Origin of the sequence: Pseudoalteromonas sp. SR43-7, assembly GCF_014163785.1 — a bacterium.
In the GTDB taxonomy this organism is placed as follows: Bacteria; Pseudomonadota; Gammaproteobacteria; order Enterobacterales; family Alteromonadaceae; genus Pseudoalteromonas; species Pseudoalteromonas distincta.
Map to the genome: position 1 here is coordinate 1 of NZ_JACJDY010000010.1, position 17,396 is coordinate 17,396.

Here is a 17,396-nt window from a genome sequence, read left to right on the forward strand (position 1 = left end):
GCCTGGTGATAACATCAAGATGACAGTAACTCTAATCGCACCAATCGCGATGGATGAAGGTCTTCGTTTTGCTATCCGTGAAGGTGGTCGTACTGTAGGTGCTGGTGTTGTAGCAACTATCGTAGAGTAACAATTAACTTTTAAGTTAATTGTTAGAAAAAGGTCACCCAGGTGGCCTTTTTTAATGCCTGAAGAAAAGTGTCATATGAAGGTGGTGCTCTTACCTTAGGCGTAGGTGCTTTGTAGCAACGATCAAAGAGTAATAATTAACTTTTAAGTTAATTGTTAGAAAAAGGTCACCCAGGTGGCCTTTTTTAATGCCTGAAGAAAAGTGATTTGCTCCTATATAGCTTTATTGCCGTAGCTTGGGTTGAGTTTTGCGAAGCCTGAGGAAAAAGGTTGCTGAAAATAACTGAGCTCTTAAATATAAGCACGGCTAGGCCGCGCTTATATTGAGTTAGCTCTTGGTCTTTTAGCCAATTACTAATATATGATAAAAGCTTTAGTGTTTCTTCGCGTACTCTTGCGCTTGCTTTAACACTCTTAATAAATTGCCACTTAAAATCTTTTTAATATCTTTGTCGCTATAATCTCTGTCCATTAAACCTTGAACAAGATTAGGGTAGCTAGATACATCTTTCAAGCCGATAGGTAATGAATCGCCAACTCCATCATAATCAGAGCCAATACCTACATAATCAATACCAATTAGCTCAACTACGTGATCAATATGGTCAAGTACTTGCTCAAGACTTGCAAATGGATACGGATTTTTAGCACGGTAAGCAGCATCAAAATCTTTACTTAACTTAGTGCCTTCTTTTTTAGCTGACTCTTTTGTACTTTTTAATTGCTTGCCCCAACTACCTGCTTTAGCGGTAACAAAGCTTGAGCCAAAATTGATTTGAATAACACCGCCATTTTCTTTAAGTGCTAATAACATATCGTCATTCATATTACGCTCAAAGCCAGGCGTGTATTTACGAAGTGATGAATGAGAGGCAATTACTGGTGTTTTAGAGAGCTCCATAACCTGATAAAACGCATCATCAGAAATATGCGATACGTCAATTAGCATGCCTATATTATTCATTTCAGTGACAAGCTTTTTACCAAATGGGCTTAAGCCTTTCCATTTACGGCGTATATCGTAAGACGAATCTGAAATATGGTTGCTTTGAGAGTGCGCTAGCGTGATGTAACGAATGCCGCGGTCGTAAAAGTGCTGAAGGTTTTTCATATCACCTTCGATTGGAGAGCCATTTTCCATACCCATGGCTATAGACAGCTTACCTTGTTTAAATTGCTCTTCAATATCAGAGCTTGAGCTCGCAATAGCAAACTTATCGGGTGCGCGCTGGACTATGGCTTCCATACTATCAATCATTTGATTGGCTAGCTGGTAGCTTTTTCCTTTACCTTCAAATTCCAAATGCGCAGGAATATAAATTGACATAAATGGGGCGTTTAAACCGCCTTTTACAGCGCGAGGATAGTCAAAATCGCCATCACTAGTTGCTTTGGTTACATCAACCCAGCTTTCGTGAATTCGATAAGGTACGTCAATATGGGTATCAATTAAAATGGTATCTTTAGCGAGTTTAATTGCCTTATCAGATGCTGTTATTGTTTGTTCTGCTTGGGCTTGGCTAGTTAAAGCTAGTGATATGGCTACCACTAGAGTGCTGAGTTTTATCATGTTTTGGCTCTTTGGGTAAAAAGCCATTGTGTACGTTCAATTCAAAAGTTACAAGTACTACGCCTTAATCAAACGACTGTGCTTGATGCTCTTCACTTTGCAGCGCTTTAAATTCACCTTTTGAAATTATAGTTACAGACTCGTGTAATTCTGAGAAAAACACCATCGCTTCGCCATTTTTAAGCTGCAGCTTTACTTGGTTAACTTTAGATTCGATGCTTGCTTCTACTTCACCATAATCGGTACCTTCGCGTAATACATAGCTTTCGATTAAGTTATAAAGAGTGTCTTGATCGAGTTGTTCAAAAGGGATAATCATTACTGCTTGTTACTCGCTTTATTTAATATGTGTTGGCCAAAATAATACGGCACGGCTTTCTCTAACCAAAATACAGGTTTAAAAGGGTTGTTACCGCTAATAAAACCTACATGGCCGCCTTTCTCTGAGACGCACAGCGTAACATGCTCACTGACATCTTGCCTACTCGGTACGGCTTTAATTGAGAGCATAGGGTCGTCTTTGGAATGAATAATAAGTGTGGGTACAGCGATATCTTTCAAGTACGGCATAGCACTGGCTTTACGGTAGTAATCGTGTGCGTTTTCAAAACCGTGTAACGGTGCTGTAAGTTGGTTATCAAACTCTAATAAATCATCAATATTCATTAATTGATCGGTAGTTATAGGAATTTGCTGCTTAATTTGCGGCAATTTACGTTGCATCGACTTTTTCATTCGATCGAGCAGATATTTTTGGTAAATTTTACCTAAACTTTTACGAATAACATCACTTGATGACGACAAATCATAAGGCGCTGATACCACTGCAGCTGCATTGAGCGGGCAGTTTGTATTCTCTTCGCCTAAGTACTTAGCAAGCACATTACCACCAAGCGAAAAGCCTACGGCAACCATCGCTCTATTTGGGTATTGCTGCTTTAAATGATTAATAAAAAAAGCTAAATCGGCGGTATCACCACTGTGATAAGCACGTGGAAGGCGATTTACTTCGGTTGAGCAGTTTCTAAAGTGCATAAGCACAACTGCATAACCTTGTTTTTTTAAGGCCTTCATCATGCCTTTGGCATAAAAGCTATTTATATTGCCTTCGAGTCCGTGTAAAACAACGGCTAGTGGTGCGGTTTCGTTATGTGGAAGTGACCATGCAAGCTCAATAAAGTCACCATCAGGTGTATCAAGTTGCTCAAGTTCGTAGGACGTATTGTGAAATGGGCGGAAAAAACGCGGCATTATGGTCTGAACGTGACGATTGGTCATCCACCATGCTGGTTTGAACTGAGAGATCATGTTTGTACTACGCACTTTGTATTAAACGAAAAGCTAGTGTATCAAATTTTTCGCTTCAGAAAATAAAAAGCGCCTAACTAGTAAACTAATAAGGCGCTTTAGTGCGTCGTGCTTAATTTTGTTCGGGAATTTCTGCATCATGTATTTTTTTCAAAAAGAAAAAAGCAAAAAAGATACACAAAGAAACAACGATGGTTAAAAACCCAAAAGACATAAATAAAACTGGATCTGTAAAAAAGTCTCTAAAGAATACGCTCATGAGTTGCTCCCCTCGTTGTTGATGGGTTAATCATAGGCGGTGTTTGCAGGTCGCAACATGATCGAGATCAAGTTATTTTTCTAAGCAGGTGTAGGAGTGAAGCTAAGTTGATTTAGATCATGTTTTAAGGGTTGGTAAGTTATTACCACTGAGAGCTAAGAGAGTTTTTCCTTAAAAAGTAGTGAGTTGATCGTAACTCATTTTTCCACTTTATTTAAAAGCGTAGCGCTTTAAACATTTTTGAGTAAAACACTTAAAGATTTTTGCACAAAGAGAAAAAAAGAGAAGTAAACGAGGGGGAGAGCAATAAACTACTTGAGCCAAATAATTGCTCAATATTTATATTTTTACCTGGATAATCTAGTTTGTTTTCCTCTAAAAGCGAAACGCCTCTTAACCTCTTTGTGAGTAAATTACTTGAAGGTTTTTTGCACAAAGAAAAAAGAATGAGAAGTAAATGAGGGTAGATCAATGAACTACTTGATCTGACAGTTACCCATTTTTCATCTGGATAATTTAGTTTGTTTTCCTCTAAAAGCGAAGCGCCTCTTAACCTCTTTGTGAATAAATTACTTAAAGGTTTTTTGCACAAAGAAAATAAGAAGTGGAGGAGGGTATAAAAACTAATACCCTAAGTGGCTTTCACATATAGCTCAATGTTGTTTGGCTCTGAAAGCTTGACTAATTCAAGCTCATTTACTGTTTCAACCAACATATGTTGCTGCTGTTTTTCAAGCTTCAGCTCAGCGCTTAGCAACTCTGCGCGTATTGTGGCGTAATCACTAATCGCATTCTGGTTAGCTTTTAAATAGCTACGAGCGGCGCGCAGAGGTTGTAATGCGTGAGTATCAAACTCACTAACTACTTGCGTTAACTCATTTAGTTGTTGGGTATTAATACTTAAATTTAATGAGTCTAAATAAAGTAGCAATAAGCATAAATTAACGTTTTTTCCTTGCTGGTTTTGTAGTGCCAGCAAGGTGGTTTGTTGCTCAGGCTTTGCGTACAAGGTGCACGCAAATTGCCAAAAATGGTCGCTATTGAGCAAGTTCATCGGCGAATGCCTGCTCTTTTTCTTCCATTTCTTCAAGTGCCATAAGTAACTCTTCTTCAACGTCGTTAAGTTTAGGTGTAAGCGTTGCTTGCTTAGCTAATAACTCTTTAAGCTTGGCTTTATTGTCGTCGTTGTAGAGTTCGTTATCACCTAAGGTCACTTCCACTTCACTTAATTCAGCGGTGAATTTATCGAGTTGCTTTTCAAGCTTTTCAATTTGCTTTTTAAGTGGTTGAGTGGCCTTTCTAAACTCAGCCTCTAGGCGTTTTTGCTCTTTACGGTTAACACCTGGATTTGCTTTAGGCTCGTCGCTTTGCTGCGCTTTAACCGCTTCTTTATTGGCATTGAGTAACCACTGGTAATACGCATCTAAGTCGTAACCAAACTGGGTTACTTTGCCGTCATCTACTAAGTAAAACTCATCGGCGGTATTTTTAAGCATGTGGCGGTCGTGCGATACGGTAACCATAGCGCCTTCAAAGCCTTGCAGTGCCATAACAAGTGCATGGCGCATTTCTAAATCAAGGTGGTTAGTTGGCTCATCGAGAAGCAGCAGGTTTGGCTTTTGATATACCAACATGGCAAGTACTAAACGGGCTTTTTCGCCGCCCGAAAAAGGAGCTACAGGCTCAAGGGCTTTATCGCCAATAAAGGCAAAGCCACCTAAAAAGTCACGTAGTGATTGCTCAGTGGCTTTTGGGTCGAGGCGTTGTAAGTGCATTATTGCACTGGCTTTTAAATCAAGAGATTCAAGTTGATGCTGCGCAAAGTAACCAATATTTAATCCGTGATGCTGAACAACTTCACCAGCTTGCGGCTCTAAATCACCAGAAAGCAGTTTAATTAGCGTTGATTTACCCGCGCCATTTCGACCTAATAAAGCAATTCGGCTACCTGGTACAAGGTTTAGCTCTATATTATTTAAAATAGTGACGTCACCATAACCCGCTTTGGCTTTATCTATTGTCATTAGTGGGTTTGGCAATGCTTTTGGCTCTGCAAACTCAAAGTTAAACGGCGAGTCGGCATGTGCTTGCGCTAGTTTTTCCATGCGTTCAAGCGCTTTCACACGGCTTTGTGCTTGTTTTGCTTTACTGGCTTTTGCTTTAAAGCGCGTTATAAACTGCTCAAGGTGCGCAATTTGATCTTGTTGCTTATCAAACATTGCTTGTTGTTGTAGTAAACGCTCTGCTTTTTGGCGCTCAAACTGCGAGTAGTTACCTTTGTACACGTTGATAAGTTGCTTATCTACGTGCCAAATTTGATCAACCACCGCATCTAAAAACTCACGGTCATGCGATATAAGTACAAGGGTGCCGGTATAAGCACGCAAAAAGCGTTCAAGCCAATAAACGGCATCTAAATCAAGGTGGTTTGTTGGCTCATCGAGTAATAGTAAATCGGCGTCGCGTATTAATGCTTGGGCAAGGTTTAAACGCATACGCCAACCACCCGAAAACGAGCTTACAGGATTTTCTATAAGGTTATTGGCAAAGCCTAAGCCGTGTAATAGCTCACCTGCGGTTGATTCAATGCTATAGCCTTTAATGTTTTCAAGCTGAATATGTACTTTAGCTTGTGTGTCGCCATCGTTGTTTTTCTCGGCCTCACGCAGTGCTATACGCATTGCGTAGTATTCTGGGTGGCCTTGAAGTACATAATCAATCGCGCTTATTTCAAGGGCAGGTGTCTCTTGCTTAACAGAGGCGATAGACCAATCTTTTGGAATGCTGCAGTTACCGGCATCTAGTTGTAGTTCTGATTTTAGTAAACCAAATAACGTTGATTTTCCACAGCCATTAGCGCCAACAAGGCCTACTTTGTGTTCTGGAAATAACGTAGCTGATGCGTTTTTTAATAAGGCTTTACCGCCACGAAGTAGTTCTATTTCTGAGATTTGGATCATGAATGCGTTACTTTGCTGTGCCCTTGTTAAGTTGGCGCTATCATAACATAGAACTTAATGCTCTTATCAAGCGTATCAACAAGTGAAGTTATACGATAAAATGACAGCAGTTCAAACCACAGGAAAAATGTTGTGAGACAAAAGAAGCGATTTATTGCTGGAGCATCGTGCCCTGACTGCAAAGCCATGGATACTATGATGCTATACAGAGAACATGATGTTGAAAAAGTAGAGTGTGTTGAGTGTGGTCATAAAATGGCGCAACCCGATAATGCTGTGCAGGCGTCTACTCGCCAATTTGAACAAGTAATTGGTGTATTTAAACCGGGCGACTAACCCGGTTTTTTATTGCCTAATTTTTACCGGTTTTAGTAATGCGGTGGAGGTGGCTCAGGTACTTCAGACATCATAGACGATGATGACTGCGACTCTTTAATTTTTTCTGCTAGCAGCTCGGTTTGGCGTTTCATTTTTGCTAACAGCTGTTGGTGCACTTTTATTTCATCATTTAAGACTTCAATCGTTTCGTCTTGAAAAGCCACTTTGGCTTCAAGTTCCATTAAGCGATGTTCAATTGTGTTCATTATTCTCTCGTATAATAAATCGCTCTGCGATCCCGCTGGAGCTTTCGGTTAACAACGACTTACCGTTATCTGTAAATGTCACATCTAGCACCACCGCCGATTTAGGCTTACTGCCTTCGCGCGGGGTAACCTGCCAAGTTTGAATTTTTTCACCGCTTGGTATTTGCCACAAATCTACACGCTTATTTGGCGAGCCGGTTGCAAGCAAAGTGCCTTGTTCGTTAAAACGCACAGCAGTAAAAATTTTCTGACGCGCAATATACTTCAGTTTACTCACAAGATCACCTGTAGTCAGCTTCCATACATTTGCTTGTGCCATACTATCGGCCGTAAACGCATAGCGACCTTGTGGATCGAGCGTTACTTGGGTAACACGCGTTGGGTGATTAAAACGATGAATTACTTGTCCGGTACGTGTATCCCAAAAGTAAGCAACATAATCGTTAGAACCACTTAAGGCAAAGCGTCCGTTAGGTGACAGGTCAACGGTGTTAACTTTATCTTGATGACCTAAAAACTCAATACGACGCCCAGTTTCTAGGTTTACAAATACGACAACGCCGTCGCTACGGCCGTATAAAACACTACGGCCTTGATTGCTAATAGCAATATCGCGAATACTGGCTTTTTGTATTTTGTAATAACCTTTATTTTTGCCTGTGGCTATATCCCACACAGCAAACGTGGTTTTTTCGGCGGTAACAGCCACGCTGTTATCAAAAGCAATGGCAACAGCGTACACTAGGCTGTCTTGTGACTGCTGCTGAAACCATTGGTATTTTAGCACCTGCTGTTGATTATCCCACAGGGCGACCCCATGGTTGATAGAGGAGATCAAACTGTATTTACCATCGTTTGAAACTGTTGATGAAAACGCACCTTGTGCAGCATGTTCGTAACTTGCTACAGCGTGTTGTTTTTTATCGGTACAGGCGATGGCTAAAAAACAGCTAAATACGATTAAAAAAGTACGAAATATCGACATATTACAGGTATTTCCCCTTAACTCTTAGTGACTGAGAGGTTAGACTAGGACGCGTTAAATGCCTAGGTTGTTTGTCTAATCACTGGATATGTTTTTAGTTTAGCTAACAATATGAAATTTAGTCATTAAACAAGCAGCCTATCATGTGGGCCGTTAATCTTTCACTAGTAATAATACATTAAAATGACAACTGCAAAGTATGTCGGAGATTTAAAATGAAAAAGACGATTAGATTGTCATTGATTGCAGCGTCAGTTTTAGCGCTTACAGCTTGTAATCAAGAAGCAAAAAAAGAACAAGCTGAAGTTAAATTAGACACTGTAGAACAGCAACAAGCATACGGTATTGGTGCATCTGTAGGTAACTTTTTAAATAAAGACCTAGCAGACAAAACAGAAATTGGTATTGAACTAGACCAAGCACTTTTAATTCGTGGTTTTGAAGATGCGCTTGCTGGCAATGCAAAAATTGACGAAGAAAAAATTCGCGAAGTATTAACTGCACTAGATACATCAGTACGTACTAAGCAAGAAGAAAAAGCTAAAGTAGAGTCTGAAAAAAGTAAAGAAGCAGGCGCAAAATACCTAGCTGACAACGCTAAAAAAGAAGGCGTTACAGTAACTGAGTCTGGTCTACAGTACGAAGTACTTAGCGAAGGCGATGGCGAAAAGCCAGTGGCAACTGATGTAGTTAAAGTACACTACAAAGGGACTTTATTAGACGGTACTGAGTTTGATAGCTCATATGCACGTAACGAACCGACAACTTTCCCTCTTAACCGCGTAATTGCGGGTTGGACTGAAGGTTTACAACTTATGTCAGTGGGTTCTAAGTACAAGTTCACTATACCTTCAGAACTTGCTTACGGCGACCGTGACTTAGGTAAGATTCCAGCTAATTCAACACTTGTATTTGAAGTTGAATTACTTGAAATTCAAAATGAAGAAGCACCAGCACAATAATAAGCTTATTGTGTAAATGCAAAAAGGGACCTTAGGTCCCTTTTTTTAATACGTGTAAGTAACGTATTAATTCGTGTGATTAGAAAACAAGTTATCAATAAGCTCATCTTCAAGTGCAAAACGAGCTTCTAATGCCTCACCAATAACAGATAAGTCATTATCAAAGTCTTTCAATAAGTCTTCTTTGTCTACTTCTGCGTACTTATCATTAAAATCTAACGCCACATCGGTTGTGCTAGAAATACGCGGGTAAATAGAGTTTGCAAGCTCTTGGCTTTGTAAGCCCTTTTTTTCGCATGCTTTTGCTATATCGTCATATACTTCAAAATGGCCTGCAGATAGGTAATCCATTAAAAGCTGGCAAAATGATTCAATTAGTTTTGGCTCTGGCAATGCTTGATCTTGCTTTTCGTACGGCGTAAAGCCTGCAATTTTGCAGTAAAGTACAATAAGTTCTTGGCGTTCGTTTAGCCATTTATCAATTACTGTGTGGCTACCACCCCATTTTTGTTGAGCTTTTTCTACACGCGTCAGCATAACTGTTCTCCTAGCTGGGTTGGTTTTTAATTTAAATATAATAAGTTTATGTACATCAAGATATATTTAATTTGCGCGTATATCAACAAGTAAAGTTAAGCTACTTTGAGGGGTGTACCTTTTTATATAAACCGAGGTGAGAGATTTTATTTTAGGCAAGAAAAAACCACCAGTTACGGTGGTCTAATTTCTTTCAGTGACTTGTTATAACAAGCTTTCTTATTTTTATGAGATGATTTTTATTGTTATTATTTTAAAACATTTATTTTTATTGTTTTAAGATTTTTATTATTGTTTTTGTTAACGCGGGACAAACAATAACAAGGTTTTTGCAATGTTGCAAACATATTAATAAAAAGTTTTAAATGTTATTTATTTTTGTTTATTTTATAGTCAAAAGGGATTAAAAAACTCCATTCTATTGATCTACCTCTAGGTAAAGCTGTTTTCGTCCCTAAGCAATAGAGGGTCGGAGAATATGGTGGTACAATCTTGCACAATTTATACAAGTCTTAGGATCATTTACGCCATGAGCGAATTAAAAAACGACCGTTATTTACGTGCACTTGCAAAACAACCTGTTGATGTAACTCCGGTATGGATGATGCGCCAAGCAGGACGCTATTTACCAGAGTATCGCGCTACACGTGCACAAGCGGGCGATTTTATGAGCCTGTGCCGTAATGCTGAGCTTGCATGTGAAGTTACACTGCAGCCTCTACGTCGTTACCCGTTAGATGCCGCTATATTATTTAGTGATATTTTAACGATTCCAGATGCGATGGGCTTAGGCTTGTACTTTGAAACTGGCGAAGGCCCTAAGTTTGAACGTCCTATTTCATCACTTGCTGATGTTAAAAAAATTCCAAAGCTAGACCCTACAGACGAGCTTGGCTACGTAATGAACGCAGTAAGCACTATTCGTCGTGAACTTAAGGGCGAAGTACCACTTATTGGTTTTTCTGGTTCACCTTGGACGCTAGCAACTTATATGGTTGAAGGCGGTAGCAGCAAAGTATTTGGTAAAATCAAAAAAATGGCGTTTGCAGAGCCGCAAACACTTCACTTATTACTCGATAAATTAGCTGATTCAGTAATTGATTACTTAAATGCTCAAATTAAAGCTGGCGCGCAATCGCTAATGGTATTTGACTCGTGGGGCGGTGTATTAAGTCCGCGCGATTACAACGAGTTTTCACTGCAATATATGCATAAAATTGTAGATGGTTTAATTCGTGAATACGATGGCCGTAAAGTTCCGGTTACTTTGTTCACTAAAAATGGTGGTCAATGGATTGAAGCAATTGCAGCAACAGGCTGTGATGCAGTAGGTCTAGATTGGACTATTAATATTAGCGATGCTAAACGCCGTGTAGGCGACAAAGTAGCACTACAAGGTAATATGGACCCGTCAATGCTTCACGGTACACCAGAGCGTATTCGCCAAGAGGTAGGTACTATTTTAGAAGACTTTGGTACAGGCAATGGCCACGTGTTTAACTTAGGCCACGGCATTACACCAGATGTAGACCCTGAAAATGCTGGCGTATTTATTAATGCAGTACATGAGCTAAGTGCTAAGTACCATAAGTAATAGTCACTTAAACGAGCTTTAAAACTGTTTAAAAGTAAAAAACCCGCTAAGTTGCGGGTTTTTTGTTACCTATTTATAAAGGCTTTTAAAACTACTTATTTAAGCGGTTATTTAAATAAGCGATTTAAGCCATTTAATGCCGCAACACGGTAGGCTTCAGCCATGGTTGGGTAGTTAAATGTGGTATTTACAAAGTAGTCGATATTATTGCCACCATTTTTTTGTTCCATAATAGCTTGGCCAATGTGAACAATTTCAGAGGCACGTTCGCCAAAACAATGTACGCCAAGTACTTCTTTGGTTTCGGTGTGGAATAATATTTTTAAACTACCTACTTCAGTACCAGCAATTTGCGCGCGAGCCAAATGCTTAAACTGAGCACGGCCTACTTCATACGGTACTTTAGCGGCTGTAAGCTCTTGCTCGGTTTTACCTACTGAGCTCATTTCTGGAATGGTATAAATACCTGCCGGAATATCAACAATCAGCCTGTCATCGCAGTTACCACATGCAATTGCATCAGCAGCTATACGACCTTGGTCAAACGCAGCACTTGCAAGGCTTGGATAGCCAATTACATCACCTACAGCGTAAACGTTATCAATTTCTGTTTGGTATGTTTCGTTAACTTTTAATTGGCCACGGCTATCGGCTTTTAAGCCAATGGCTTCAAGATTTAGTGTATCAGTGTTACCAGTACGACCATTAGCAAATAAAATACAGTCAGCTTTTACGCGTTTACCTGATTTTAGATGCATTATAACGCAGTCGTCACGCGTCTCAATTCGGTCAAACTCTTCGTTATGGCGAATAACAATACCGCTATTCCAAAAGTGATAGCTAAGTGCGTCAGATATTTCTGCATCCATAAAAGCAAGTAGTCGATCGCGTGTATTAACCAAATCAACTTTAGCGCCTAAACCTTTAAATATTGACGCGTACTCACAACCAATTACACCTGCACCATAAATCAGTACACGATGAGGGTCATGCTCAAGGCCAAGTATTGTGTCACTTTCGTAAATACGAGAATGCGTAAAATCTACCTCTGGTGGGCGATAAGGGCGTGAACCCGTTGCTATAACGATCGTTTTAGCAGTCAGTCGCTCAGTTGAACCATCATTTCGTTTTACTTCAATTGTGTGCTTATCTACAAAGCTCGCATCACCTTGAAACATATGAATGCGGTTACGATCGTAAAAGCTACTACGTAAATTAGATTGCTTAGAAATAACAGAACTTGCGTGACGTAAAATATCAGGAAATGTTAAGCGGCTAGGGCGCTCACCAACATTAAATAACGGATTTGCTTTGTATTCAATATAGCGGCTAACAGAGTGGCGAAGCGCTTTTGAAGGAATTGTTCCCCAATGTACACAACCGCCACCAACTGATTCTTGGCGTTCAATAACCGCTACTTTTTTATCGTTTTTTGAAAGGTTCATGGCGGTACCTTCACCGCCAGGACCCGTGCCAATAATTATTGCATCATATTGGTATGTCACGGGTACTTTTTTTTGTTCTGGTTGTTTGGCCACAGCCACTCCTAAATTAATTAAAAGAGGCTTTTAATAACCTCGCATTAAGTGCTAGCCATGCCTGTTTTTGATTTTCCCAGGCGGCTTCCAACTCATGGTATTGTGCCATTAATGCTGAGCGTTCACACTGCTTTGCCATGTTATTTTTTTTAACTTCTAACACTTGTTTTTGTAGTGAACAATAATTTTGCAGTTTTTTCAGCAGTAAATCGTACTCTTGTTGTAATAATGTAATCTTATCTTGTGCTAAAGGCAATTTTGCAAGACGCGTTTGCGTTTTGCTCATGAGCGTTTCGGCCTTCGCTTTTTCGATACGTTCAACAGGAGTACGCTTTAACTTATTGGCTAAACCAACAGCTGCTAAAGAGCGGATCATCCATTTTGTTGGATCGTAATGAAACCATTTAATACCGTTACGGTAGTCGCTTGCAAAAATATGGTGGAAGTTGTGATACCCCTCACCGTATGTAAATAACGCTAAAAAGCCGTTATCACGTGCCGTATTTTTTTCGGTGTATGGGCGAGAGCCCCAAATATGTGCAACTGAGTTTATAAAAAAGGTAAAGTGTTGACTCAGTACTAAGCGTAGTAAACCTGCAAGAATTAACATACCCCACACATCACCAACCAATAAACCAAGTGCTAGAGGCAAACCTACGTTCATAGCAATCACAAGCTTTAAGTAATGTTTGTGTTGCCAGATAACTATTTTATTGCGCTGTAAATCACGACAATTACTATAATCACCGTAGCTATCGCCTTGGTAGTCACGTAACATCCATCCGATATGGCTATACCAAAAACCATTGGTCGCCGCGTAAGGGTCTTTTATTGGGTCGTCAACTTGACCGTGATGTATACGGTGATCGCTACTCCAATGCAATGCACTGTTTTGCAGCGCAAAAGCACCGCCAAGCGCAAAAATAAATTCAACTGCAGGGTGTGCGTTATAGGTTTTATGTGCCCATAATCGATGGTAGCCGGCAGTAATTGATAAGCCTGCATAAAACATGCAGCCAACAAAAGCAATCCAATGCGCGCTGGTAAATCCGTAGCTAATGGCGTACCAAGGTACAAGTGTGGCAGCCGCCAAAAAGGTTAGGCTAAAAAATAGGACGTTTGTCCAAATAATCGGTGGTTTATTCATAATTCTCAATCTCAGCGTACAACTGTAAGCTAAAATAGTATTTCAAACTCTCGTCGTCAAGTATTAGACTGTACAATTGAGCTAATATCACTAAATATTCATATAAAATAATTCAGGGAGCTGTTGATGTCGGGTGTTAGAGCGCAACAGAAACAAAAAACACGACAGGCGTTAATTCAAGCGGCATTTAATCAGCTGAGTGCTGATCATAGTTTTTCGAATTTAAGTTTACGCGAAGTAGCACGAGAAGCCGGTATTGCCCCAACGTCTTTTTATCGTCATTTTAAAGACATGGATGAGCTAGGTTTAACCATGGTAGACGAAGCCGGTTTAACCCTTCGCCAACTAATGCGTCAAGCACGCAGGCGAATAGCGAACGATGGCGGCAGTGTTATAAACACCTCAGTGGTTACGTTTATGGAGTTTATTGATAACTCAAGTAACCAGTTTAGGTTGTTGCTGCGAGAACGCTCAGGGACTTCTAAAGCATTTAGAGCCGCAGTAGCACGCGAGGTAAAACATTTTATTTTAGAGCTGGCTCATTATTTAGAAAGTGAAACTAAGTGCAACGCTATGCATGCCTATATTCAGGCGGAATCTATGGTAACGCTCGTATTTAATGCGGGTGCAGAAGCGCTCGATATAGAAGGATTGCAACGCGACGAATTAATTGAGCGCGTTATTTGGCAGCTGCGTTATATTACTCGTGGAGCCGGGCATTACGTAAGAGAAACGAGTAAAGAAGCATAGCTTAAAAAAATTGTAAAAAGTTAATATAAGCACGGTATATTGCAGTGCTTATTAATTTAAGCGTCACTAGTCATGTATTTGTTATTTTAATTCTTAATAGGTGCCTTGGTTGAATTAAAAAACCCAATTGAATCGTTTTTAAATCTGTTTTGTGGAATTTTTATGCTTGCTTCCGTCGCTTTGTAATGTTAAAAATAGGCTTCACTGAACACACACACAAGAAAACAAGATGCATATTATTCGTTTAATTACACTAAAACTTAACCTCTTACTGCTATGGCAAGTAAGCGGGGATTAGTGTGTTTGCATCGAGTTGAACACTAAAAACCCCGCAATTGCGGGGTTTTTTTTATCTCGCGGCTGGGATTAATTGAAATTTGGGTAACATAGGAATGAGGGGCAGTTATGCAAGAGCAAGATAAAGTATGGATTTTTGATACCACCTTACGTGATGGTGAGCAGGCACTTAAAGCAAGCCTTACTGAAGATGATAAAATTCAATTAGCGCATACAATTAGCCGCTTGAATGTGGATGTGATGGAAGTGGGTTTTCCGGTTTCGAGCCCTGCTGATTTTCGCTCGGTGCAACGTATTGCAACCGAAGTAAAAGGTCCGATTATTTGTGGTTTGGCACGCTCAGTTGCTAAAGACATTGAAGCCTGTGGCGAAGCACTTCGCACAGCTCAGCAAAGCCGCATTCATACTTTTATCGCTACAAGCCCTTTGCACCTTGAACATAAATTACGTATGAGCTTAGACGATGCAACGGCAATGGCTGTTAAATCAATTAAATTAGCACGTAACTATACTGATGATGTTGAGTTTTCGTGTGAAGATGCCGGTCGTACGCCGCATTGGGATTTATGTAAAATTGTTGAGCAGGCAATTAACGCCGGAGCTTCAACTATTAACTTGCCAGATACCGTTGGCTTTGTAACTCCAGACGAATACGCCGCGATGATCCGCCATTTAATGAATAACGTGCCAAATATTGATAAAGCGCGTTTAAGTGTGCATTGCCACAACGATTTAGGTTTAGCAGTAGCAAACTCGGTGGCTGCAGTGCAAGCCGGTGCACGCCAAATTGAGTGTACTATCAATGGCATTGGTGAGCGGGCTGGTAACTGCTCGCTTGAAGAAGTGGCGATGATCATGAAAATGCGCAAAGACCATTTAAAAGTATACACAGATATTAAAAGTGAAGAAATTTACCGCGCATCTCGCCAAGTGGCTAAAATTTGTAATATGCCAGTACAACCAAATAAAGCGATTGTTGGCGAAAACGCCTTTGCGCATAGTTCTGGCATTCACCAAGACGGTGTATTAAAAGCGCAAAATACTTATGAGATTATGTCGCCAGAAAGCGTTGGTGTGCCAAGTAACCAATTAAATATGACTTCGCGTTCGGGTCGCCATGTTATTGAACATCGCTTAGAAGAGTTAGGCTATCAAAAATCTGATTACGATATGGATGGCTTATATAAAAGCTTTATTGAGTTGGCTGACCAAAAAGGCACAGTATACGATTACGACCTTGAGGCGATGATTTACTTTAATCAAATTAACGACAAAGACGAAAAATACCAATTAGAATTTGTTAACTCAGCTTCTAACTCACAATCGGTAGCAAGCTCTACGATTGGAATGCGAATTGATGGCGAAGCTAAACAAGAAGCCGCGACAGGTAATGGCCCAGTTGAAGCTTCGTTTGCAGCCATTGAGCGCTTAACCGGTATGAGCGTTGAAATGATTGAATATAACTTAGAAGCGACAGGTCAAGGTGCAAGCTCATTAGGCCAAGTAAATATTATAGCTAAATACGATGGCCGACCTTACCACGGTGCGGGCATTGCAGCGGATGTGGTTGAAGCGTCGGTACGCGCCATGATCCGTGTTTATAACTTAATTTATCGTGCACAAAAAGTGTCTGATTTAAAACAACAAAGGAAAGCAGGATGAGTAAAACAAACTACAGCGTTGCCGTATTAGCTGGCGACGGTATTGGTCCAGAAGTGATGGCAGCAGCAGAACAAGTACTCGATGCTGTGAGCAATAAGTTTGGTTTTACCCTGAACCGTGAGCATTATGCAATTGGTGGCGCAGCCATTGATGAATTTGGTAAAGCATTACCAGAGAGCACACTTGCAGCGTGTGAAAACGCTGACGCTATTTTATTTGGTTCGGTAGGCGGTCCTAAATGGGAAAACCTACCACCAAACGAGCAGCCTGAGCGCGCATCGTTATTGCCGCTTCGTAAGCACTTTGGTTTGTTTTGTAACCTGCGCCCTGCACAGTTATTACCTGCATTAAGTGCAGCGTCACCACTTCGCGCTGATATTAGCGAAAAAGGTTTTGATATTTTATGTGTGCGCGAGCTAACCGGCGGCATTTATTTTGGCGAAAAAGGCCGTAGTGGCGAAGGCGCTGAAGAAGCTGCTTTTGATACGCAAACATACTCGCGTAAAGAAATTGAACGTATTGCGCGCTTTGCTTTTGAAGCTGCAAAATTACGTAGTAACCATGTTACCTCTGTTGATAAAGCAAACGTACTTGCATCAAGCGTACTATGGCGCGAAGTAGTCACCGAAGTAAGCAAAGACTACCCAGAAGTAAGCCTAGATTACATTTACGTAGATAACGCCGCTATGCAGTTAGTTAAACAGCCTAGCCAATTTGACGTACTACTTTGCGATAACTTATTTGGCGATATTTTGTCAGATGAGTGCGCCATGATCACAGGCTCTATGGGTTTATTACCTTCGGCAAGCTTGAATCAATCGGGTTTTGGATTGTACGAGCCAGCAGGCGGTTCAGCACCAGATATTGCAGGTAAAGGCGTTGCAAACCCAATAGCACAAATTTTAAGTGCCGCATTAATGTTACGTTACTCGCTAGGGCAAGACGAAGCTGCGCGCACCATTGAAAAAGCAGTAGCAGAAGCTGTAGAAGCAGGTGTAGGCACGCCAGATATATATCCAAATGCCGGTTACAGCACAAGCGATGTGGCAGCCGCTATCGTTTCACGCATTTAATAACATATTAAAGTTGCAGCACCGTTATGCTGCAACTCAAA

General features: G+C 40.5%; 16 protein-coding genes and 1 pseudogene. 7 read left to right on the forward strand and 10 right to left on the reverse strand.

The genetic code is table 11. The annotated features are described in order from the left end of the window. Positions 1–130, forward strand: a pseudogene (locus H5087_RS09225) (elongation factor Tu); the annotation flags it as partial. Between the two features lie 372 nt (positions 131–502). On the opposite strand, the gene H5087_RS09230 reads toward H5087_RS09225, so the two are convergent. From H5087_RS09230 to H5087_RS09250, 5 genes are all read right to left on the reverse strand, one after another. Next, on the reverse strand, positions 503–1,699 hold the full coding sequence (locus H5087_RS09230; RefSeq protein WP_024606595.1) for a dipeptidase: 1,197 nt from the start codon (positions 1,697–1,699) through the stop codon (positions 503–505). Between the two features lie 64 nt (positions 1,700–1,763). Beyond that, positions 1,764–2,018 carry a YheU family protein gene (locus H5087_RS09235; protein ID WP_182671841.1) on the reverse strand — a complete coding sequence of 85 codons (255 nt, stop codon included), beginning with the start codon at positions 2,016–2,018 and terminating at the stop codon, positions 1,764–1,766. Further along, entirely contained in the window at positions 2,018–3,007 is a 990-nt protein-coding gene (locus H5087_RS09240) for a hydrolase (RefSeq protein ID WP_182671842.1), read from the reverse strand. The genes H5087_RS09235 and H5087_RS09240 overlap by 1 nt, the downstream gene beginning before the upstream one ends. 890 nt (positions 3,008–3,897) lie before the next feature. Then, on the reverse strand, positions 3,898–4,320 hold the full coding sequence (locus H5087_RS09245) for a TIGR02444 family protein (protein WP_182671843.1): 423 nt from the start codon (positions 4,318–4,320) through the stop codon (positions 3,898–3,900). Beyond that, a complete protein-coding gene (locus tag H5087_RS09250) occupies positions 4,304–6,226 on the reverse strand; it encodes an ATP-binding cassette domain-containing protein (RefSeq protein WP_182671844.1) in 1,923 nt (640 codons plus the stop codon). Before H5087_RS09250 ends, H5087_RS09245 begins: the two co-directional genes overlap by 17 nt. 132 nt (positions 6,227–6,358) lie before the next feature. On the opposite strand from H5087_RS09250, the gene H5087_RS09255 reads away from it, so the two are divergent. Next, positions 6,359–6,562, forward strand: coding sequence for a YheV family putative zinc ribbon protein (locus H5087_RS09255; protein ID WP_007378899.1), 204 nt, complete (start codon positions 6,359–6,361; stop codon positions 6,560–6,562). Positions 6,563–6,594: 32 nt separating this feature from the next. On the opposite strand, the gene H5087_RS09260 is transcribed toward H5087_RS09255, so the two are convergent. Both H5087_RS09260 and H5087_RS09265 read right to left on the reverse strand, forming a co-directional pair. After that, positions 6,595–6,810 carry a SlyX family protein gene (locus H5087_RS09260; RefSeq protein WP_004335946.1) on the reverse strand — a complete coding sequence of 72 codons (216 nt, stop codon included), beginning with the start codon at positions 6,808–6,810 and terminating at the stop codon, positions 6,595–6,597. Next, positions 6,797–7,795 (reverse strand): WD40 repeat domain-containing protein, encoded by a 999-nt coding sequence (locus H5087_RS09265; RefSeq protein ID WP_182671845.1) that lies wholly within the window; start codon positions 7,793–7,795, stop codon positions 6,797–6,799. The genes H5087_RS09260 and H5087_RS09265 overlap by 14 nt, the downstream gene beginning before the upstream one ends. Positions 7,796–8,010: 215 nt before the next feature. Here H5087_RS09265 and fkpA point away from each other — a divergent pair, with 215 nt between their 5' ends. Beyond that, positions 8,011–8,757 (forward strand): FKBP-type peptidyl-prolyl cis-trans isomerase, encoded by a 747-nt coding sequence (gene fkpA, locus H5087_RS09270; protein WP_004335950.1) that lies wholly within the window; start codon positions 8,011–8,013, stop codon positions 8,755–8,757. A 66-nt stretch (positions 8,758–8,823) separates the two neighbouring features. Here fkpA and rsd read toward each other — a convergent pair whose 3' ends face one another. After that, entirely contained in the window at positions 8,824–9,294 is a 471-nt protein-coding gene (gene rsd, locus H5087_RS09275) for a sigma D regulator (RefSeq protein WP_138489928.1), read from the reverse strand. A 529-nt stretch (positions 9,295–9,823) separates the two neighbouring features. Here rsd and hemE point away from each other — a divergent pair. Further along, positions 9,824–10,888, forward strand: coding sequence for a uroporphyrinogen decarboxylase (hemE, locus tag H5087_RS09280; RefSeq protein WP_182671846.1), 1,065 nt, complete (start codon positions 9,824–9,826; stop codon positions 10,886–10,888). A 107-nt stretch (positions 10,889–10,995) separates the two neighbouring features. Here hemE and sthA read toward each other — a convergent pair whose 3' ends face one another. After that, positions 10,996–12,426 carry a Si-specific NAD(P)(+) transhydrogenase gene (gene sthA / locus H5087_RS09285; protein WP_007378904.1) on the reverse strand — a complete coding sequence of 477 codons (1,431 nt, stop codon included), beginning with the start codon at positions 12,424–12,426 and terminating at the stop codon, positions 10,996–10,998. Positions 12,427–12,439: 13 nt separating this feature from the next. After that, the gene (locus tag H5087_RS09290; protein ID WP_182671847.1) at positions 12,440–13,573 is read right to left on the reverse strand and encodes a fatty acid desaturase; all 1,134 of its coding nucleotides are present in this window, start codon (positions 13,571–13,573) and stop codon (positions 12,440–12,442) included. A gap of 126 nt (positions 13,574–13,699) precedes the next feature. Between H5087_RS09290 and fabR the strand changes: the two genes are divergently transcribed. The 3 genes from fabR (at position 13,700) to leuB (ending at position 17,355) form a co-directional block, all read left to right on the forward strand. Further along, positions 13,700–14,323 (forward strand): HTH-type transcriptional repressor FabR, encoded by a 624-nt coding sequence (gene fabR / locus H5087_RS09295; RefSeq protein ID WP_002961087.1) that lies wholly within the window; start codon positions 13,700–13,702, stop codon positions 14,321–14,323. A gap of 405 nt (positions 14,324–14,728) precedes the next feature. Further along, a complete protein-coding gene (leuA, locus tag H5087_RS09300; RefSeq protein ID WP_002961090.1) occupies positions 14,729–16,282 on the forward strand; it encodes a 2-isopropylmalate synthase in 1,554 nt (517 codons plus the stop codon). Next, complete coding sequence (leuB, locus tag H5087_RS09305; protein ID WP_002961092.1) at positions 16,279–17,355, forward strand: 3-isopropylmalate dehydrogenase; 1,077 nt, start codon at positions 16,279–16,281, stop codon at positions 17,353–17,355. Before leuA ends, leuB begins: the two co-directional genes overlap by 4 nt. The last annotated feature ends 41 nt before the right edge of the window (positions 17,356–17,396 follow it).